The organism is Streptomyces sp. cmx-4-9 (genome assembly GCF_046548835.1).
Taxonomy (GTDB): domain Bacteria; phylum Actinomycetota; class Actinomycetes; order Streptomycetales; family Streptomycetaceae; genus Streptomyces.
In genome coordinates, this window is record NZ_JAEBEE010000003.1 from 479,811 (window position 1) to 499,272 (window position 19,462).

Annotated in this window: 18 protein-coding genes and 1 pseudogene; 7 read left to right on the forward strand and 12 right to left on the reverse strand. The window is 70.9% G+C overall.

What is annotated here, in order from left to right:
• Nucleotides 1-21: 21 nt before the first annotated feature.
• Entirely contained in the window at nt 22-924 is a 903-nt protein-coding gene (locus ACLJTM_RS13085) for an LLM class flavin-dependent oxidoreductase (RefSeq protein WP_411103680.1), read from the forward strand.
• A 58-nt stretch (nt 925-982) separates the two neighbouring features.
• On the opposite strand, the gene ACLJTM_RS13090 is transcribed toward ACLJTM_RS13085, so the two are convergent.
• Entirely contained in the window at nt 983-1,549 is a 567-nt protein-coding gene (locus tag ACLJTM_RS13090; protein ID WP_411103681.1) for an RNA 2'-phosphotransferase, read from the reverse strand.
• A 133-nt stretch (nt 1,550-1,682) separates the two neighbouring features.
• Between ACLJTM_RS13090 and ACLJTM_RS13095 the strand changes: the two genes are divergently transcribed.
• Nucleotides 1,683-2,624, forward strand: a complete 942-nt coding sequence (locus ACLJTM_RS13095) for an aquaporin (protein WP_411103682.1) — start codon at nt 1,683-1,685, stop codon at nt 2,622-2,624.
• 132 nt (nt 2,625-2,756) lie between these two features.
• Here ACLJTM_RS13095 and ACLJTM_RS13100 read toward each other — a convergent pair whose 3' ends face one another.
• The 4 genes and pseudogenes from ACLJTM_RS13100 to ACLJTM_RS13115 all read right to left on the reverse strand — a co-directional run bounded on the left by ACLJTM_RS13100 (nt 2,757) and on the right by ACLJTM_RS13115 (nt 6,745).
• Nucleotides 2,757-3,671: a MerR family transcriptional regulator gene (locus ACLJTM_RS13100; RefSeq protein WP_411103683.1), complete on the reverse strand. Its 915-nt coding sequence runs from the start codon at nt 3,669-3,671 to the stop codon at nt 2,757-2,759.
• A gap of 10 nt (nt 3,672-3,681) precedes the next feature.
• A pseudogene (locus tag ACLJTM_RS13105) lies at nt 3,682-3,894 on the reverse strand (metal-dependent hydrolase); the annotation flags it as partial.
• Nucleotides 3,895-4,064: 170 nt separating this feature from the next.
• A complete protein-coding gene (locus ACLJTM_RS13110; protein WP_411103684.1) occupies nt 4,065-5,882 on the reverse strand; it encodes an SDR family oxidoreductase in 1,818 nt (605 codons plus the stop codon).
• A 5-nt stretch (nt 5,883-5,887) separates the two neighbouring features.
• Nucleotides 5,888-6,745: a M24 family metallopeptidase gene (locus ACLJTM_RS13115; RefSeq protein WP_411103685.1), complete on the reverse strand. Its 858-nt coding sequence runs from the start codon at nt 6,743-6,745 to the stop codon at nt 5,888-5,890.
• 214 nt (nt 6,746-6,959) lie between these two features.
• Between ACLJTM_RS13115 and ACLJTM_RS13120 the strand changes: the two genes are divergently transcribed.
• The 5 genes from ACLJTM_RS13120 to ACLJTM_RS13140 all read left to right on the forward strand — a co-directional run bounded on the left by ACLJTM_RS13120 (nt 6,960) and on the right by ACLJTM_RS13140 (nt 11,207).
• On the forward strand, nt 6,960-7,940 hold the full coding sequence (locus ACLJTM_RS13120; RefSeq protein ID WP_411103686.1) for an ABC transporter ATP-binding protein: 981 nt from the start codon (nt 6,960-6,962) through the stop codon (nt 7,938-7,940).
• Nucleotides 7,930-8,817, forward strand: coding sequence for an ABC transporter permease (locus ACLJTM_RS13125; RefSeq protein ID WP_411103687.1), 888 nt, complete (start codon nt 7,930-7,932; stop codon nt 8,815-8,817). Before ACLJTM_RS13120 ends, ACLJTM_RS13125 begins: the two co-directional genes overlap by 11 nt.
• Entirely contained in the window at nt 8,814-9,725 is a 912-nt protein-coding gene (locus ACLJTM_RS13130; RefSeq protein WP_411103688.1) for an ABC transporter ATP-binding protein, read from the forward strand. Before ACLJTM_RS13125 ends, ACLJTM_RS13130 begins: the two co-directional genes overlap by 4 nt.
• A 16-nt stretch (nt 9,726-9,741) precedes the next feature.
• Nucleotides 9,742-10,461, forward strand: a complete 720-nt coding sequence (locus ACLJTM_RS13135; RefSeq protein WP_411103689.1) for an ABC transporter permease — start codon at nt 9,742-9,744, stop codon at nt 10,459-10,461.
• A 95-nt stretch (nt 10,462-10,556) separates the two neighbouring features.
• Nucleotides 10,557-11,207, forward strand: coding sequence for a rhomboid-like protein (locus ACLJTM_RS13140; RefSeq protein ID WP_411103690.1), 651 nt, complete (start codon nt 10,557-10,559; stop codon nt 11,205-11,207).
• A gap of 169 nt (nt 11,208-11,376) precedes the next feature.
• Here the strand turns inward: ACLJTM_RS13140 and ACLJTM_RS13145 are convergent, their stop codons facing one another.
• From ACLJTM_RS13145 to ACLJTM_RS13175, 7 genes are all read right to left on the reverse strand, one after another.
• Nucleotides 11,377-12,189: an HAD family hydrolase gene (locus ACLJTM_RS13145; RefSeq protein ID WP_411103691.1), complete on the reverse strand. Its 813-nt coding sequence runs from the start codon at nt 12,187-12,189 to the stop codon at nt 11,377-11,379.
• Nucleotides 12,186-13,463 (reverse strand): serine--tRNA ligase, encoded by a 1,278-nt coding sequence (gene serS / locus ACLJTM_RS13150; protein ID WP_411103692.1) that lies wholly within the window; start codon nt 13,461-13,463, stop codon nt 12,186-12,188. Before serS ends, ACLJTM_RS13145 begins: the two co-directional genes overlap by 4 nt.
• A 525-nt stretch (nt 13,464-13,988) precedes the next feature.
• Entirely contained in the window at nt 13,989-14,924 is a 936-nt protein-coding gene (gene pheA, locus ACLJTM_RS13155; protein WP_411103693.1) for a prephenate dehydratase, read from the reverse strand.
• A gap of 42 nt (nt 14,925-14,966) precedes the next feature.
• Nucleotides 14,967-16,244: an iron uptake transporter deferrochelatase/peroxidase subunit gene (gene efeB, locus ACLJTM_RS13160; protein ID WP_411103694.1), complete on the reverse strand. Its 1,278-nt coding sequence runs from the start codon at nt 16,242-16,244 to the stop codon at nt 14,967-14,969.
• 5 nt (nt 16,245-16,249) lie between these two features.
• Nucleotides 16,250-18,232 carry a copper resistance CopC/CopD family protein gene (locus ACLJTM_RS13165; protein ID WP_411103695.1) on the reverse strand — a complete coding sequence of 661 codons (1,983 nt, stop codon included), beginning with the start codon at nt 18,230-18,232 and terminating at the stop codon, nt 16,250-16,252.
• Between the two features lie 22 nt (nt 18,233-18,254).
• Complete coding sequence (locus tag ACLJTM_RS13170; protein ID WP_411103696.1) at nt 18,255-18,773, reverse strand: copper chaperone PCu(A)C; 519 nt, start codon at nt 18,771-18,773, stop codon at nt 18,255-18,257.
• Nucleotides 18,770-19,423: an SCO family protein gene (locus tag ACLJTM_RS13175; RefSeq protein ID WP_411103697.1), complete on the reverse strand. Its 654-nt coding sequence runs from the start codon at nt 19,421-19,423 to the stop codon at nt 18,770-18,772. Before ACLJTM_RS13175 ends, ACLJTM_RS13170 begins: the two co-directional genes overlap by 4 nt.
• Between the last annotated feature and the right edge of the window lie 39 nt (nt 19,424-19,462).

Here is a 19,462-nt window from a genome sequence, read left to right on the forward strand (position 1 = left end):
GGTCGTCGTAGGCTCATGGGCATGAATTTGCGCCTGAGCACGGTGATTCTTCCGGTACGCCCTTGGCATGGGGGAGGGAGCGACCAGTGGGTGCGCGCCGAAGCGCTCGGCTTCCACTCCGCCTACACCTACGACCACCTGTCCTGGCGAACCTTCCGTGACGGCCCCTGGTTCGGCGCGGTGCCCACACTGACCGCGGCCGCCGGCGTGACCGAGCGGCTGCGTCTGGGCACGCTGGTGACCTCGCCCAACTTCCGCCACCCGGTGACCCTCGCCAAGGAGCTCATCAGCCTGGACGACATCTCCGCCGGTCGGATCACCCTCGGTATCGGCGCGGGCGGCAACGGCTTCGACGCGACCGTTCTGGCCCAGGAGGCGTGGACCCCGCGCGAGCGCGCGGATCGCTTCGCCGAGTTCGTGGCCCTGCTGGACCGGCTGCTCACCGAGGGCGCGGTCAGTCAGGCCGGTGACTTCTACGCAGCCGAGGAGGCACGCAACATCCCCGGGTGCGTGCAGCAGCCGCGCCTGCCGTTCGCGGTCGCCGCGACCGGGCCGCGCGGTCTGAAGCTGGCCGCCCGGTACGGTCAGGCCTGGGTCACCACCGGAGATCCGAAGCTGTTCGAGACCGGCACCCCCGAGCAGTCGCGCGACGCGCTGCGCGGTCAGCTGGCCCGGTTCGAGCACGCCTGCGCCGAGATCGGCCGGGAGGCGGAAACGGTGGAGAAGATCCTGCTGACCGGCTTCACGCCCGAACGCAACACGCTGCTGGAGTCCGTGGACGCCTTCGTCGACTTCGCCGGGCGCCACCGCGAGCTCGGCTTCACCGAGCTGGTCGTCCACGCCCCCATCCCCGACTCCGACTTCGCCGCTGACGAAGCCGTCTTCGAGGCGATCGCCACGGAGGCGCTCGCGCAGCTCGGCTGAGCCCTGACCGTCCACACCCTCGCCCCGGCCGACACGGCACGGGGGTGCGGCCGGGCGGCTACGGGGCGGGGGTGAGGCCGGGCGGTTGCGGGAAGCGCAGGAACTGCGGCGGCACGCCCGCCACCAGCCACACCCCGTTGGCGCTGACCCGGAAGACGTGTCCCGCGGCGCGCATGGCCCCTGCGTCCACACTGAGCACGACCGGGCGGCCGCGCCGTGCCCCGACCCGGGTGGCGGTCTCCCGGTCGGGGGACAGGTGCACATCGTGGCGGGCCATCGGGCGCAGCCCCTCGGCGCGGATCGAGTCCAGGGCTGCGGCGACGGTGCCGTGGTAGAGGTACGCGGGCGGTTCGGCCTCCGGGAGGGCGAGGTCCACCGAGACCGTGTGCCCCTGGTTGGCCCGGATCCGGGTGCCCTCGACGGCGAACCGCTGCTTGTCGTTGGTGGCGACCACGTGGTCGAGCTCGGCACGGCTGAACGCGAAACCGTGCTCGGCCGCTGCGCGGAGCAGGTCGTCGATCTCAACCCAGCCGTGCGGGTCGAGCAACAGTCCGATGCGTTCCGGCTGGTGGCGCAGGTGTTTCGAGACGTATGTGGACACCTTCACGGTGCGTCTGTCGTCCATGACCCCAGGGTGCCGTCTCCGACAGGGCTCCGGCAGGGATTTTTTCGGGGCGGTGCGAGGTGAACACCCTCTACCGCGATTCCGAGATACGGAATACATTTTCCGCTGCCACATCTGTCCTTGGGGAGAAATCATGACAGCCCTCGCTTCCCTGCCCCGCCGAGCCGCCGCCGAACTCATCGGCACCGCAGCCCTGCTCGTGGTCGTGATCGGCTCCGGAATCCAGGCAGCCGAACTCAGCCACGACACCGGCGTCGCCCTGATCGCCAACTCCCTCGCCTCGGCCATCGGCCTCGGGCTGATCATCACCCTCTTCGCACCGCTGTCCGGCGCTCACCTCAATCCGGTGGTCACCCTGACCTCATGGTGGTCCGGGCGTACCGGCGGTGCGGGCCTCGGAGTCCGGGAAGCCCTCGTCTACACCGCGGCGCAGCTCTCCGGGGCCGTCGGCGGGGCCGTCCTCGCGGAGGTCATGTTCGGCCGGATCCCGGGGACCTTCGCCACCCGGGTCCGCGACGGCGGCCACCTGCTCGTCGGCGAGGTGGTCGCCACCGCGGGGCTCGTCCTTGTCATCCAGGGCTTCGAGCGCATCGGTCGGCCCCGGCTCATCCCGGCGGCGGTCGCCACGTACATCGCCGCGGCGATCTGGTTCACCTCCTCCGGCTCCTTCGCCAACCCGGCCGGGACCGTCGGGCGCAGCTTCAGCGACTCCTTCACGGGCATAGCCCCCCAGTCGCTGCCGGGCTTCGTCGCGGCCCAGCTGGTCGGCGCGGTCCTGGGCCTCGCCCTCGCCTCCCTGCTCTACGGGAGCTCCCGTACCGCGCGGACGGTGCCGGTGCCGGTGCCCGTGCCGGTGCCCGTGCCGGCGCCCGCACCCGTGCCCGTGCCCCTGGCAGTGACAGGGGATGAGCGGTCGGCGGACGGACCGGTGGAGGCGGGGAGCGTGGTGGAGGCCGCCCCGGGTGTCCCGGGTGTCCCGGGACACCTGGGGGCCCCGGGGGCCGCACCGGCCTCCGGTGTCGGGCCGACGGACGGTCCCGAGCCGACCAAAGAGGCTTACGAGACCATCGGTTGAGGGTGTCGATCCGGAGGCCGGCCCCCTGTTGTCCACAGTGGCAGGGAGTTGTCCACAGCTCTTTGGGCTGATTTCGGCAGCAAAAGCGTGATCCGCCCTGTGGACTACTGACCGAAGTTGCCCGGCCGGGCGCTACCGCTCGCCCCGCCGGGCCAGATCGTTCATCGTCCGGGCCTGGAGCTCCCGTTCCGTCGCGGCCCGGACGAACTCCGCCACGTGCTCGGCGCCCACCAGCTCCTGCACCGCCCGGACCGTCCCGGCGGGCAGGGCCACCGGCGCCGGTCCCGCCGGCTGCGGCGACCCCGCGGCGCCCAGATGCCGCTGCAGATGGCGGGTGGCGAACGTCTGCATGGCCCGAGCCAGCTCCGCATCCACCGTCTGCTGGGCCAGCGGACGCAGCCGCCGCACCATCGTGGCCGCCTCGGCGGCGTCCGCGTCGGTGGGCGGCACCTCCCCCAGGTAGCGGGCGAAGACGTGCTCCGTGGTGAACTCCAGGAACCGCGAGGCAATGTGCTCCACCTGCCCGCGCAGCTCCCGCAGATGCCCGGTGATGGCTGTCAGCGGCACCCCGGCGGCGTACAGCTCGGCCGCCACCGCCAACTCCTGCGGGGAGGGCACCAGGAACTCCTCGGGGCGTCCCGGAATGCGTTCCAGCACACCCAGTTCGCAGGCCTCGCCGACGGCGTCGTCGTCGGGCATGCCGCCGAACCGCGCGTTCAGCTCCTCCCGGCTGATCCGGGCCGCCTCCTCGTCGGTCCACGGCCCGTGTACTTCGGCGACCAGGCCCAGGACACCACCGAGCCCGCGCCCCGCGTCCCACGCCTCCAGGAGCTCCTTGATGGAGGCCAGGGTGTAACCGCGGTCCAGCAGGTCCGCGATCTGGCGCAGCCGCGCCAGATGCGTGTCGCGGTACACGTTGGAGCGGCCGCGGCGCTCCGGCTTCGGCAGCAGGCCACGGTCCTGGTACGCGCGGATCGTGCGCACTGTGGCGCCGCTGTGGTGTGCCAGATCCTCGATCCGGTACTCGGCTACTGCCTGATCGGACAATCCCGGCTCCCTACGACATCGCGGCTCTGCCGACCGCGCCGGCCGCGGCCCGGGCGGCAGGTGAGGCCGCGAGGTACTCGACCGCCCTGCGCAGCGAGCCCTCCTGCGAGGGATGGTACGACCGCCGGAAGGAGCGGGGTATGGCCGTGCCGGGCCCTCTCCACGTCGGCAGCGGCCCCGGGGCCACCACCCGGTGGTGCCGGCGCAGCGAATGGCGGCGCCGGTCGAAGGACACCCGGCGCCCGGCGATCGGGTGCGTACCGGCCGGGCCCGACCCCCGGCCCGGCCTCCGGTTCGGCTTCAGGCCGAGCCCCCGGTCCGGCCCCCGGTCCGGCTTCCGGGCAGGGTCCCGTTCAGGGTCCCGGTCCGGCCGTCGAGCCGAGGCGACCGGGCTCACAGCGGGGGGTCCAGCTTCGCGATCGCCCGCAGGGTGCGCGGGGCGAAGCGCGACATCCACAGGGCTGACTTGGACTCGGGGGTCACCGGTACCACGGCCTCGTTGCGCACCACGGCCCGCAGCACCGCCTCGGCCACCTTCTCCGGGGGGAAGTTGCGCAGCCCGTACAGCCGTGAGGAGCGTTCCTGGCGGCGCTTCTCCTCGGCGGCGTCCACCCCGGCGAAACGCGAGGTCGCCGTGATGTTGGTGTTGACGATGCCGGGGCAGATCGCGGAGACGCCGATGGATTGGGAGGCCAGCTCCGCGCGCAGGCACTGCGACAGCATCAGCACCGCGGCCTTCGAGGTGCTGTAGGCGGGCAGGGTCTTCGAGGGCAGGTACGCGGCCGCGGAGGCGGTGTTGACGATGTGGCCGCCCTGCCCGCGCTCGGCCATCTGCCGCCCGAAGATCCGGCAACCGTGGATGACGCCCCACAGGTTGACGTCCAGGACCTTCTTCCAGTCCTCGGAAGTGGTCTCCAAAAAGGGGCCCGACAGCCCGATGCCGGCATTGTTGACCAGCACGTCCACGATGCCGTACTCGGCCGCGACCTTCGCCGCGAGCTTCTCCATCGCCGCTTCGTCGCTGACGTCGGCGCATTCGCCCCAGGCCTCAGGGGCTCCGACGAGGCGTGCCATCTCCGCCGTGCGCGCCGCGCCCTCGGCGTCCCGGTCCACGGCCACCACCCGGGCCCCGGCTTCGGCGAAGGCGAAGGCAGTGGCCCGGCCGATGCCGCTGGCCGCGCCGGTCACCAGCACCAGCTGGCCGCCGAACCGGTCGGCGTACCGCCCCCGGGCCTTCCGCTCCGGGGCCCTCGCGGCGGGCTCCTCCCGGGCGGTGATGAAATCGGTGATCCAGGCGGCCAGCTGGTCCGGCCGGGTCCGCGGCACCCAGTGCTTTGCGGGCAGCGTCCGCCGCACCAGGTCGGGCGCCCACCGCTCCAGGTCGTCGTAGAGCCGCTCCGACAGGAAGGCGTCCCCGATCGGGGTGATCAGTTGGACCGGTACGTGGGCGTAGGCGTCGGAGCGGGGCCTGCGCAGCCGCGGCCGTACGTTGTCGCGGTAGAGCCAGGCCCCGTGCGCCGCGTCCGAGGGCAGCGAGGAGGTCGGGTAGGAGTCGGCCGGGACCTTCTCCAGGCGCTGGAGTATCCCCGGCCACCGCTTTCCGAGCGGTCCGCGCCAGGCCAGCTCCGGCAGGACGGGAGTGTGCAGCAGATACACGTACCAGGATTTGGCGCCCTGGCCGAGGAGCTGCGCGGCCCGGCGGGGGGTCGGCCGCGCCATCCGCCGCTTGATCCAGTGGCCGAAGTGGTCGAGGGAAGGACCCGAGATCGAGGTGAAGGAGGCGATCCGCCCCTCGGTGCGGGCGACCGTCGCGAACTCCCAGCCCTGTACCGAGCCCCAGTCGTGGCCGACCAGGTGCACCGGCCGGTCCGGGCTGACCGCGTCCGCCACCGCCAGGAAGTCGTCGGTCAGCTTCTCCAGGGTGAAGCCGCCGCGCAGCGGCTCCGGCGCCGTGGAGCGGCCGTGCCCACGCACGTCGTAGAGCACCACGTGGAAGCGTGCCGCCAGGCGCTCGGCCACCTCGGACCAGACCTCCTTGCTGTCCGGGTAGCCGTGCACCAGCACCACGGTCGGCCGGCCGGCCTCCCCCAGCTCGACGACGCACAGCTCCACCCCGCCGGTGCTCACCCGGCGCTCGCGCGCCCCTGCCGGCCGCGCCACCGCCCCCGCCTCCTGCGCCCCGCCGGTTCCGCTGACGTCCCTGCTGCTCATCCCGCTCATGCTGCCTTCTCCTCGGCCCAGCGCCGCACGTGCGGCAGATCGTCGTCCAGCCAGTACGCGCTCTCCTCAGGGTCCCGCGAATCGGTGACCACGAGGATCTCCTCGAACTTCGCGCCGGTGCCCCGGAAGCCCAGATGCGGCTCCACCGCCCACAGCCCCGGCTGCGGGGGATGGTCGGAGAAGCGGTACGGGCTCCACAGCGGGGACCAGCCCTCGCGGTGGCCGTGCAGCACATCGGCGGCCAGGCCCTTCAGGGACTGGGTGCCGAACCCGAACGCGGTCGGCGCCCAGCGGCGCTCCCGCACCCGGTCCACCTTGTGCGCGATCACGCCGAAGGGATAGGCGCGGTGCCGGTTTGCGTATCCCTGCCGGGTCATCAGCCGCTCGACGTCCTCGTATATCTCGCGCAGGGAGCGCCGCTCCCTGACCTGTTCCAGGATCAGCTCACGGTGCGCCTGCAGGTCCGACATCAGCCGGTCCTGCACCGGATTGAGGCCGAGGCTGCCCGAGTACCCGATGTCGGCCGTGTACCCCTTGTGGACCGGCGCCATGTCGAGGATGAACGGCATCCCCGGCTCCAGCTTCCGGTTCGTCGGGAAGAACTGCAGAGGGATCCTGAAGCCGGCGAAGGCTGTCCGGTCCCCGAACCAGGCGAACGGCAGGTGGAACCAGTCCCGCACGCCGCGCTCGCGCAGCCACTCCCGCTGCATCCGCGCCGCCTCCCGCTCGGTCACACCGGGCCGCAGCTGCGCGGCGACGGCCTCCGCGCAGGCGTAGGAGAGGCGCTGCACTTCCCTGAACCCGCTCAGGTCGGCGGTGAGTTGTGCGGTGCGCTGCTTGGTGTCCCCAGTCATGCCGCCGTCCGTCCTGTAGCCGTACGCGCCCGTAAGTTGACACTGATGAATGTGACAATGACCAGAGATCACGTCAAGGCCCGTGCACGGACCTGTGGACAAACCTGTCCGGGACACATCAGCCTCGAGTACGGGTCCGTACGCCGGAAGGCGGAGAAGGTATCCAGCTCCAGGTCTGACGTTTCCGGCCGCCCGCGCCACTAACGTCGGTGCCGTGACTGTCATTGCGACCGAAAGCCTGAGCAAGCGGTACCCCCGAGTGACCGCTCTCGACCGGCTCTCCCTGGACATCGGGCCCGGTGTGACCGGCCTCGTGGGTGCCAATGGAGCCGGCAAGTCCACGCTGATCAAGATCCTGCTGGGACTGTCCCCTGCCACCGAGGGCAGCGCCGCGGTGCTCGGCCTCGACGTCGCCACGCACGGCAACGCGATCCGTGAACGCGTCGGCTACATGCCCGAGCACGACTGCCTGCCACCTGACGTCTCGGCCACCGAGTTCGTCGTCCACATGGCACGCATGTCGGGCCTGCCGCCGACCGCCGCCCGTGAACGGACCGCCGACACCCTGCGCCACGTGGGGCTCTACGAGGAGCGCTACCGGCCCATCGGCGGCTACTCCACCGGCATGAAGCAGCGGGTCAAACTCGCCCAGGCGCTGGTGCACGACCCGCAGCTGGTCCTCCTCGACGAGCCCACCAACGGGCTCGACCCGGTCGGCCGCGACGAGATGCTCGGCCTGATCCGGCGCATCCACACGGACTTCGGCATTTCGGTCCTGGTCACCTCGCACCTCCTCGGTGAGCTGGAGCGCACCTGCGACCACGTCGTGGTCGTCGACGGCGGCAAACTGCTGCGGTCGAGCTCCACCAGCGACTTCACCCAGATCACCACGACCCTCGCGGTCGAGGTCACCGACTCGGAAGTGCACCCGGACGGCACCGCAGCCCTGCGCACCGCGCTCACCGCGGCCGGCATCACCCTCCTCAAGGCCGTGGAGCAGGGTCTGCCCGGAGCGGGCCACGTGGTCCTCGTCGAGGCCACCGGCGACCAGACCTACGACACGGTCCGGGACACCGTCGCCGATCTGGGCATCGGTCTGGTCCGCATGGAGCAGCGCCGGCACCACATCGCGGAGGTCTTCCGCGACAACGACCAGACCGCCCAGCAGAAGGGAGCCGGTTCCGATGGCGCCTGACACCTCGACCCAGATCCACAACATCGGCTACCGGTCCTACGACGGGGCCCGGCTCGGCCGCGCGTACGCCCGCACGTCGCTGTTCTCGCAGTCCCTGCGCGGGGCCTACGGACTCGGCCGCTCCGCCAAGTCCAAGGTCCTGCCGATGCTCCTCTTCGCGGTGATGTGCGTTCCCGCACTGATCATCGTCGCCGTGGCCATCGCCGTTCCGGGCTCCACCGAACTGCCGATCAAGTACACGACGTACGCGCTGACCACCCAGGTGATCATCGGGCTGTACCTGGCCTCCCAGGCACCCCAGTCGGTCTCCCGCGACCTGCGGTTCAAGACGGTGCCGCTCTACTTCTCCCGGCCCATGGAACGCGTCGACTACGTCCTGGCCAAGTACGCCGCCATGGCGTCGGCCCTGTTCATCCTCACCGCCACCCCGCTGCTGATCATGTGGATCGGCTCGCTGCTGGCGAAATTCGACTTCGCTGACCAGACCAAGGGATTCGGACAGGGACTGGTGTCGGTACTCCTGCTGTCGCTGCTCTTCGCCGGCCTCGGGCTGGTCATGGCCGCGCTCACCCCCCGCCGCGGGTTCGGCGTCGCCGCCATCATCGCCGTGCTCCTGATCCCCTACGGCGCGGTGACCGCCGTCCAGGGCATCGCCTGGAACACCGGCAACGCCGGCGCCATCGACTGGATGGGCCTCTTCTCCCCGATCACCCTGATCGACGGGTTCCAGACGGCCTTCCTCGGCGCGACCTCGGCCTTCCCCGGCGGCGAGGGCCCCCCGGCCGGCACCGGCTTCCTCTACCTGCTCGTCATCCTCGGCCTCATCGCCGGCTCCTACGCCGCCCTGATGGCCCGCTACCGGAAGGCCGGGCTGTGACCACCATCGACATCGACCACGCCTCGCGCTGGTTCGGGAACGTCGTCGCCGTGAACGACGTCACCATGCGGATCGGCCCCGGAGTCACCGGGCTGCTGGGCCCCAACGGAGCCGGCAAGTCCACGCTCATCAACATGATGGGGGGCTTCCTCGCTCCCTCCACCGGCACCGTCACCCTCGACGGGCAGCCGATCTGGCGCAACGAGCAGATCTACCGGCAGGTCGGGGTCGTTCCCGAGCGCGAGGCCATGTACGACTTCCTCACCGGCCGGGAGTTCGTCGTAGCCAACGCCGAACTGCACGGCCTGGACGACGCCGCCGCCCAGCGGGCCCTGGCCACCGTCGAGATGGAGTACGCGCAGGACCGCAAGATCTCCACCTACTCCAAGGGCATGCGGCAGCGGGTGAAGATGGCCTCCGCGCTCGTCCACGACCCGTCCGTGCTGCTGCTGGACGAACCGTTCAACGGCATGGACCCGCGCCAGCGCATGCAGCTCATGGACCTGCTGCGGCGCATGGGAGACGCCGGGCGCACCGTCCTGTTCTCCTCCCACATCCTGGAAGAGGTCGAGCAGCTGGCCTCGCACATCGAGGTCGTGGTCGCCGGTCGGCACGCCGCATCCGGCGACTTCCGCAAGATCCGCCGCCTGATGACGGACCGCCCGCACCGCTACCTCGTCCGCTCCTCCGACGACCGGGCCCTCGCCGCCGCCCTGATCGCCGACCCCTCCACCGCCGGCATCGAGGTCGACCTGAAGGAAGGCGCGCTGCGCATCCAGGCCGTCGACTTCGGCCGTTTCACCGAGCTGCTGCCACGGGTGGCCCGGGAGCACGGCATCCGGCTGATGACGGTCTCGCCTTCGGACGAGTCACTCGAATCGGTCTTCTCCTACCTCGTCGCGGCCTGAAAGGAGCTGGCACCCGATGTACAACCCCACCGTTGCCCGGCTCACCTACCGGGCCCTGCTCGGCCGCCGCCGCGCGCTGATCCTCTTCGCGCTGCCGGCCCTGCTGATCGTCATCGCCTTCGCCGTCCGCGCCTTCACCGGCGTGGACGACAAGGTCGCGGCCGACCTCCTCGGGGGCTTCGCCCTCGCCACGATGGTCCCGCTGATCGGTGTCATCGCCGGTACCGGAGCCATCGGCCCGGAGATCGACGACGGCTCGATCGTCTACCTGCTCTCCAAGCCGGTGAAGCGGCCGACGATCATCATGACCAAGCTGATCGTGGCGATCGCCGTCACCATGGCCTTCTCCGCGATCCCCACGTTGATCGCCGGCTTCATCCTCAACGGCAACGGCCAGCAGATCGCCGTCGCCTACACCGTCGCCGCGCTGGTCGCCTCGATCGCCTACAGCGCGCTCTTCCTGCTCCTGGGCACCGTCAGCCGCCACGCCGTCGTCTTCGGCCTGGTCTACGCCCTGATCTGGGAGTCGCTCTTCGGCAGCCTGGTCTCCGGTGCCAAGACCCTCAGCGTCCAGCAGTGGGCCCTCTCCCTCGCCGAGAAGATCGCGGGTGAGGGGTACGTGGACGCCACCGTGGCCCTGCCCACCGCCGCGGCCCTGCTCTGCGCGGTCACCGTGGGCGCCACCCTCTACGCGGGCCAGCGCCTGCGACGCCTCACCCTGGCGGGTGAGGAGTAGGACCGCCGCCGCATCCCGGCGCATCCCTGCGAGGCCCGTGCCCCGCCCGGCCCACCGGCCGGGCGGGGCACAGCTCTGCGCGGCATCATCGGGGCATGACCGAGCACCCCGAGCCGGAGCCGTCCAGGCCGTTGCGGTCCTGGATACGCTCCTCGCCCGGTACGCACGTCTGGCTGCTGATCATCGCCATCACCAGCGTCATCGTCGTGATCGCCCCGGACCGGGTCGAGCACGTCCTGCTCCACCGCAACAGCAGCAATATCCACGAGCTCGTCCAGCATCCGGTCCGCGCGCTCCTCAGCAGCGCCTTCTGGATCGAGAACCCCGCCTCGCTGGCCTTCTATGCGGTCATGTTCGAGGTCTTCCACGCCCCCGTCGAGCGGTGGCTCGGCACCCTGCGCTGGATCGTGATCATCGTGACCGCCCACGTCGTCGCCACCCTCGTCAGTCAGAAGGTCCTTCTGACGGCCATCCAGGACCACCGCGCTCCGCGCAGCATGACCCACGTGGTGGACATCGGGGTCAGCTACGGACTCGCGGCAGCCGCCGGGGTCCTGACCTACCGGATACCCGGCCCCTGGCGGTGGTTCTACCTCGCCGGGGTGATCGTCTTCTTCGGGGTCCCACTCACCGCCGGCGGCACGTTCACCGACCTGGGCCACGCCATCGCCCTCTCGGTCGGCCTGCTCTCCTGGCCGCTCACCCGCCATCGGGTTTCACGTGAAACAACGTCTCGTTTCACGTGAAACCTTCCACCGGATGCCCCGACGATCCGCGGAAATTCGCTGGTACGAGACGTGCAGCGCGGGCAGAGTGAAGGGTGCGGGGAGCAACAAAAAAGGTCCGGAGCAGCCAATTCGAGCGCGCCTTGCGGCGCGGGCTGATCCGGACCTTCCCCGTTCCCGGACGGAGCCGTCAGGCGGCGCCCAGCAAGCGTTCCAGCACCACGGCGATGCCATCCTCCTCATGGGAGGTGGTCACCTCGTCGGACACCGCCTTGAGCTCGGCATGGGCATTGGCCATCGCCACCCCGTGCGCCGCCCATCCGAACATCGGGATGTCGTTGGGCATGTCCCCGAAGGCGATCGTCTCCGCTGCCTTCACCCCCAGCCGGCGCGCCGCGAGCGACAGGCCGGTGGCCTTGGTCAGCCCCAGCGGCAGGATCTCGACGATGCCGGCCCCGGCCATCACGATGTCGACCAGGCCGCCCGCGGTCTGCCGGGCCGCCGTGACCAGCGCGTCGTCGTCCAGTCCGGGGTGCTGGATGTACAGCTTGTTGAGCGGAGCCGTCCACACCGCCGCAAGGTCATCCAGGTACACGGCCGGCAGCCCCTCCTGCGTCCGGTAGCCGGGCCCTATCAGCACCTCGCCGTCCAGCCCGTCCCGGCTGGCGGCCACGGCCAGCGGACCGATCTCGGCCTCGATCTTGGACAGCGCCAGACCGGCGAGCTGCCGGTCCAGGGTCACCGAGGTCAGCAGCCGGTGCGCACCCGCGTCGTACACCTGCGCACCCTGCCCGCATACGGCGATGCCCTGGTAGCCGAGGTCGTCCAGCACATGCCGCGTCCAGGGCACGGACCGGCCGGTGACGATGATGTGCGCGGCGCCCGCCACGGTGGCGGCGGTCAGCGCCTCGCGGGTGCGTTCCGACACGGTGCCGTCGCCACGCAGCAGCGTGCCGTCGAGATCGGTCGCGACGAGCTTGTACGGGAAGGGAGCCGGACTCACTTGGCGATCGGCTCCAGGAATTCGCGACCGCCAAGGTAGGGGCGGAGCGCCTGGGGCACCCGGACCGTGCCGTCGGCCTGCTGGTGGTTCTCCAGAATGGCCACGATCGTGCGCGGGACCGCGCAGAGGGTGCCGTTCAGGGTGGACAGCGGCTGCGTCTTCTTGCCGTCGCGGTAGCGGATCGACAGACGGCGTGCCTGGTAGCCGTTGCAGTTCGACGCCGAGGTCAGCTCGCGGTACTTGCCCTGGGTCGGGATCCACGCCTCGCAGTCGAACTTGCGCGAGGCGGAGGCCCCGAGGTCACCGGTGGCGACGTCGATCACCTGGAACGGCAGCTCCAGGCTGGTCAGCCACTGCTTCTCCCACTCCAGGAGGCGCTGGTGCTCGGCCTCGGCGTCCTCCGGCGCGACGTACGAGAACATCTCGACCTTGTCGAACTGGTGGACGCGGAAGATGCCCCGGGTGTCCTTGCCGTAGGTACCGGCCTCGCGGCGGAAGCACGGGGAGAAGCCGGCGTACCGCAGCGGCAGCTTGTCGGCGTCGATGATCTCGTCCATGTGGTACGCCGCGAGCGGGACCTCGGAGGTGCCGACCAGGTAGAAGTCGTCCTTCTCCAGGTGGTACACGTTCTCCGCGGCCTGGCCGAGGAAGCCGGTGCCCTCCATGGCCCGCGGGCGGACCAGGGCGGGGGTGAGCATCGGGATGAACCCGGCCTCGGTGGCCTGGGCGATGGCCGCGTTCACCAGGGCCAGCTCCAGCAGGGCGCCCACGCCGGTGAGGTAGTAGAAGCGCGAGCCCGAGACCTTCGCGCCGCGCTCGACGTCGATGGCGCCGAGCGACTCGCCCAGCTCCAGGTGGTCCTTGGGCTCGAAGCCCTCGGCGGCGAAGTCGCGGATGGTGCCGTGCGTCTCCAGGACGGTGAAGTCCTCCTCGCCGCCGACCGGGACGTCCTCGTGGACGATGTTCCCGAGCTTGAGCAGGAGCTGCTTGGCGGCCTCGTCGGCCTCGTTCTGCTCGGCCTCGGCCGCCTTGACGTCCTGCTTGAGCTGGTCGGCCTTCTTCAGCAGCTCGGCCCGCTCCTCCGGAGAGGCCTTGGGGATGAGCTTGCCGAGCGACTTCTGCTCGTTGCGCAGTTCGTCGAAGCGCATGCCGGAGGACCTGCGGCGCTCGTCGGCGGAGAGCAGTGCGTCGACGAGTTCGACGTCCTCTCCACGGGCGCGCTGCGAGGCGCGGACACGGTCGGGGTCTTCACGGAGCAGCCGGAGGTCAATCACGCCCTCCAGGCTACCGGGCTGGGCTTCGGGGGATCACATCGATATCACGCTGCGTGTCAGTATGTCCCGATTGCGGCTAATGGATAAGTCTTGCTGTCTGACGGGAACTGGCCGTTCTCCCACGGTCAATAAAAGCGGCGCCATTCGCCGAAATGGGGCACAGTGGGAGTTGCCGGGCGGTCCCTGAACAGGGGCGGAAGCGGTTCTTGTCCACAGGAATTCCGTTCGCCGGCAGCTTATCCACAGGCTGTGCGCCGCCTCTGTGGACACGGAAAGAGATCATTCCTGATCCGCTCGTGCGCTGAGGGAATGCGGGTTCAAACCACCCCCACACACTCATTCGGGTGGGAATGACTCGCTCCAAAGGGTTGATCGGCGATGTACGGGTGACGGCGTTCACCTACCGCTCCCCAGCGCGAAACCTGGGCTCCCGACCGATTTGTCGACCTTGTCGCGCCACAGTGTCGACTTGTCCCCAGGACTTGGCTCTACCTGTGGATAACTCTGTGGACAGTGGACGAAGCCCTAGGCCCGGCCGTCGAGGCAGCGTGTCAGCCAGTCCGATGCCGCCGTGAACGCGCCGTCGGAGGTCCCCGCAGGGAGGTTTGGCAGATCACCCTGAGCGACACCGGCCCGCGGATAGGACCCGAGGAAGCGGACCTCCGGGCAGGTCCGCTTGAGGCCCATCAGGGCTTCACCGACCCGGCGGTCGGAGACGTGCCCCTCGGCATCGACGGCGAAGCAGTAGTTGCCGATCCCCTCACCGGTCGGCCGGGACTGGATCAGCATCAGGTTGACCCCCCGCACGGCGAACTCCTGAAGCAGCTCCAGCAGCGCACCCGGGCGGTCGGCGCGCAGCCACAGCACCACGGAGGTCTTGTCCGCACCGGTCGGGGCGGAGGGCCGGGCGGGACGTCCCACCAGGACGAACCGGGTCTCCGCGTTCTCCGCGTCGTGGATCTCGGTGATCAGCGGGACGAGCCCGTAGGTGGCGGCGGCGAACTCACCAGCGAAGGCGGCGTCGAATCGGCCTTCCTGGACCTGCCGGGCGCCGTCGGCGTTCGAGGCGGCCGATTCCCACACCGCGTCGGGCAGATTCGCCCGCAGCCAGTTGCGCACCTGGGGCTGGGCCACCGGGTGCCCGGTGACCGTCTTGACGTCGGACAGGGCCGTGCCCGGGCGCACCAGCAGGGCGAAGGCGATCGGAAGGAGCACCTCGCGGTAGATCATCAGCGGTTCGCCGGAGGCGAGTTCGTCGAGGGTGGCGGTGACCCCGCCCTCCACCGAGTTCTCGATCGGGACCAGGGCGGCAGCAGCCTCCCCGTTGCGCACGGCGTCCAGTGCGGCCGGGACCGACACCATCGGGACGAGTTCCCGGGTCGCGGCTTCCGGCAGCGTGCGCAGGGCGGCTTCGGTGAAAGTGCCCTGGGGTCCGAGATACGTGTAACGGGTGGCCGACATGTGATCAGCCTAATGCCGGGGCACCCGCCGACGGGGTGCTGTTCACCCTTCGAGCAGCCGCTGCCCCACGTACTCGCCGGAGCGCGGGCCCGGCGGGACGGCGTACAGGCCGCTCGACTCGTGACGGATGAACGCCGACAGGGCGTCCCCGCGGTCGAGCTTGCGCTGGACGGGGACGAAGCCGCGCAGCGGATCGGCCTGCCAGCAGATGAAGAGGAGCCCGGCGTCGGGAGCTCCGTCCGGCCCGATGCCGTCGTGGAAGGAGAAGGGGCGGCGCAGCATGGCGGCTCCGCCGTTCTGCTCGGGCGCCGAGATCCGGGCGTGCGCATTGGACGGGATGACGGGCTTGCCGTCGGGGCCGAGTTTGTCCAGGGCGAGCTCCGTGGTCTCGCTGCCGCCGGTCAGCGGGGCGCCGGTGGCCTTGCTGCGTCCGATCACCTGTTCCTGCTGGGTGAGGGACTGCCGGTCCCAGTCGTCGAGGAGCATCCGGATGCGCCGGACGACCGCGTACGATCCCCCGCCCATCCAGGAGTGCTCCGCAGGGCCGGGACCCGCGGCGGGAACGAAGATCCGCCGGTCGAAGTCGGGCTCCGAGGGCTTCGGGTTGCCGGTGCCGTCGACCTGGCCCATGAGGTTGCGTGCGGTCATCGGGGAGGCCGTGGCGCCGGGGGACCGGTTGAAGCCGTTCATCTGCCAGCGCACCCGCGCCGCTTCACCGGCGTCCTTCTGCAGTGCCCGTAGCGCGTGGAAGGCCACCAGCCCGTCGTCCGCGCCGATCTGCACCCACAGGTCGCCGTTGCTGCGGCGGTCGTCGATCCGGTCGGCGGAGAAGACCGGGAGGGGGTCGAGGGCCGGGGGACGGCGGGCGGCAAGTCCCGTGCGGTCGAAGAAGGAGTGCCCGAAGCCGAACGTGACGGTGAGGGAGGACGGCCCGGCGTCGAGTGCGATCCCGGTGTCCCCGTGGGGGGCGGCCTCACCCGCCATGAGTCGGCGCGCCGTCTCGGACCAGCGCCGCAGCAGGGCGGCCGCCTCCGTACGGCCCGCTCCGGCGGCGAGGTCGAAGGCGACGAGGTGACCCTTGGCCTGCAGGGGCGTGGTGATGCCGGCCTGGTGGTCGCCCTGGAAGGCGACCTGGGTGGCTCCGAGGGCCGAGGCACTCCCGCCGGAGCCGCCCGGGGAGTCGGCCTCGGAGCTTCCGAGTGCGGAGTGGGCGAGGGCCCCGCCGGCGCCGCCGAGCACGAGCCCGGTGGCGCCCGCGGCGCCGACCGTACCCAGCAGGCGGCGGCGGGAGATCTCGATGTCGGTCTTGCTGTCGGTCACGCTGATCAGCCGATCTTCACGGTCTTCTGCACGGTCGTCTGGTCGATGTCCGAGCTGCGGACGGTCACGTCGATCCGCCACTCGCCGGCGAGCGGCAGCTGGACCCCCGAGGAGCTCCAGTGCCCTGGGCCGGCCCGGTCGGGAATGAGCGGCAGCGGGCCGATGTCCTTGGCGGGGAGGGTGAAGGCCACCTTGATCTCGGGCAGGTCGAGGGGCTTGCCGTCCGGAGCCTCGGCCCAGAGGTGGAGGGTGTTGGCGCCGACCCGGCCGGGATCGAGTTCGAGCCGCACCTCGCCCTTTCCGTTCCGGCCGCCGGTGTCGAAGGGCAGGGTGACCTTGATGGCCCGGTCGGGCACGGCTGCGGCCGTGGATCCCCGGCTCGCCTCCTGCTCCACGGCCCGGCCGGGCTCGGTGCTGGTGAGGACCGTGGTGACGGCGAGCAGGACCACGGCGATACCCGCCTCGGCCAGCACTGAGCGGCGCAGGCCGGTGCGGTCCGGGTCGGAGTCGCGCACCCGCTTCTCCTGCGCCCGTTCACGGGCGGCGCGCTGACGGGCCAGCTGGGCTGCGCGCCGGGGGTCCGCCGGGACGGTGACGGGCTCTGTTTCACGTGAAACATCGCGCGGCGCGACCACCTTGACCGGCTTCGCCGTATCGGCGGAGACGGCGAGCCGACCGGTCCACTTCCGCGACAACCAGGCGACACCGAGCAGGACGGCGACGAGTCCGACCTTGAGGACCAGCAGCCGCCCGTAGTCGGTACCGGTGAGGGCGGACCAGCTGCCGAGCTGGCGCCAGGCCTGGTAGACGCCGGTGACGGCGAGCACCACGACGCTGACGAAGGCGACGGTCGAGAACCGCCGTACGGCCTCGCGCTCCATACCGGGCGCCGAGTGCAGGGCGACCAGCAGCGTGGCGAGACCGCCCAGCCAGGCGGCCACCGCCAGCAGGTGCAGGATGTCGACGGGCATGGCGACGGCCGACTGGATGCCGGTGGACGCATGCTCGGACAGGGCCCAGGTGGCGGCGATGCCCGCCGAGACGACCGTGCCGCCGATGGCCAGACCGAAGGTCAGGTCGCTGGTGTCCGTGTCCCCCGCGTCGGCTCCGGCGCCCTCGCCCTTCCCGCTCCCCTTGTCCTGCGGGGCTGCGGCGGAAGCCTGCAGGCGCCGCGCGTAGACGCCGAACAGCACGGCGATGAAGAGGGCGGCGGCGCCCAGCAGCAACAGCCGGGAGACGAGGGAGGCGCCGGTCTTGGTCTCCAGGACAGCCCTCAGCCCGTTCAGGTCGAAGGCGTCGGCGAACTTCCCGGAGCCCGTGTACGGCGTGCGCAGCACCAGCATGGTGAGGGTGGCGGCGGTCAGGGTGACCCAGGCGCGCACGACGAGCTTCTGGAGCGGGCGCTGCGCAGCACCCCGGCGCCAGCAGAGCAGGATGAACGCGCAGCCGCCGACGAGCACGCTGAATCCCGCGTAGGCGGCGTAGCGGGCGACCCCGTACGCGATGCCGACCGGGCCGCCGCCCGCCTGACGGGTGGGCAGGGTGACGCTGGTGGCGGAGGGGGCGCCGATGGAGAAGGTGAAGGCCCCGGAGATCGGATGGCTGTCGGCCGAAACGGCCTGCCAGGCGACGGTGTAGGTGCCGCCCGGGAGGCCGGAGTGCAGGGCGGTGCCGTACCGGATGACGTTCCCGCTGCACATGTCGCGCAGTTCGCCGGTGTCGACCCGCCGGCCCTGCGGGTCCAGGACGCGGATGGAGTCGCCGTCCATGGCGACCTGCTCGGAGAAGGAGAGGGTGACCTGGGAGGGGGCCGTGGCGACCACCGCCCCGTCCTGGGGGTCGCTCGCGGTGAGTGCGGCGTGCGCCGTGGCCGGGGAGGCCGCGGTGAACAGGGTTGCCAGCAAGGTTGCGAGGACCAGCGCGAGCCGCGGCAGCAGTGCCGTGGCGCGGACGCGGGCCGCGGAGGGGGCGGAGGCGGTGGCCGTCATGGCGTGTCAGTCCCTCGGTCCGTCAGTGGGCGTTGGAGTGCTGCGCGGTGTACGTCCGTTCCTTCACGTCGAGCTCGACCTTGACGGGGCCGGCCTTCTCGAAACGCAGCTCGACGGTGACCTTGTCGCCGACCTTCGGGGTGCTCTTGAGCCCCATGAACATGACGTGGTTGCCGCCGCGCTCCAGCTTCAGCTCGCCGTTCGCCGGCACGTCCATGGAGGGGACCTGCTGCATCTTCTGGTCCTTGGTCTCGTGGATCTGGAGATCGTCGGAGAGCGGGGACGTCACGCCGGTGAGCTTGTCGGCGGTCTCGGAGTCGTTCTTGATGACCATGAAGGCGCCGGCCATCTTGTCGTTGACGGGCTCGGGCATGAAGGCACCGCTCACCGCCAGCTTCGGCGCGGCCGCTGCATCCCCGGCGGAACCGGAGCCCGCGTCCGAGTCGGAGGAGGAGCAGCCGGATATGACGAGCGCTGCTGCCAGGGAGAGACCGGCGGCGAGCGTACGGGTGGTGCGGGTACGGGTGGTGCGGGCGGTCACGGGTTCTCTCCCTTGATGAGCTTCGGCAGGTCCTTGGTGTAGTCGTCGACGGTCGCGGCCTCGCCGTAGAGGACGTAGCCCTCGTCGGTCTTGGGCGAGAACGCGATGACCTGGGCGCCGTGCATGGAGACGACGCTGCCGTCGGCCTCCTTCTTGGCGGCCTCGATGCCGATGCCGAGGGTGTGTGCGGCGGCCTGGATGGTGGCGAAGTCCCCGGTCAGGCCGGTGAAGGCCGGGTCCTGGGCGTTCAGCCACGCGCCGAGGGACTCCGGGGTGTCCCGTTCGGGGTCGGTGGTGACGAAGACGACCCGGAGGTTGTCCTGGTCGGCCTTCGGGAGTGCCTTCTTGGCGATGGCGATGTTGCTCATCGTCAGCGGGCACACGTCGGGGCAGTTGGTGTAGCCGAAGTAGATGAGCGTCGGCTTGCCCTTGGTCTGCTCGCGCAGGTTCCACGGCTTGCCGGCGGTGTCCGTGAGGACCAGGTCCGGCTTGCTGAAGGGGCGGTCCAGGACGGTCGCGGCCTTGGTGCCGTTCTGGCCGCCGGAGATCTGCTGGACCGCATCGGTCTTGGCGGGCTCGCCGCCGCAGGCGGAGAGGGCGAGTGCGGCCGCCGCCACGAGGGCGGCGACCGTCACACGTGTGGTGCGCATGAAGAGGTCCCTGGGATCGGGGATGGGAGGAGCGGTGGA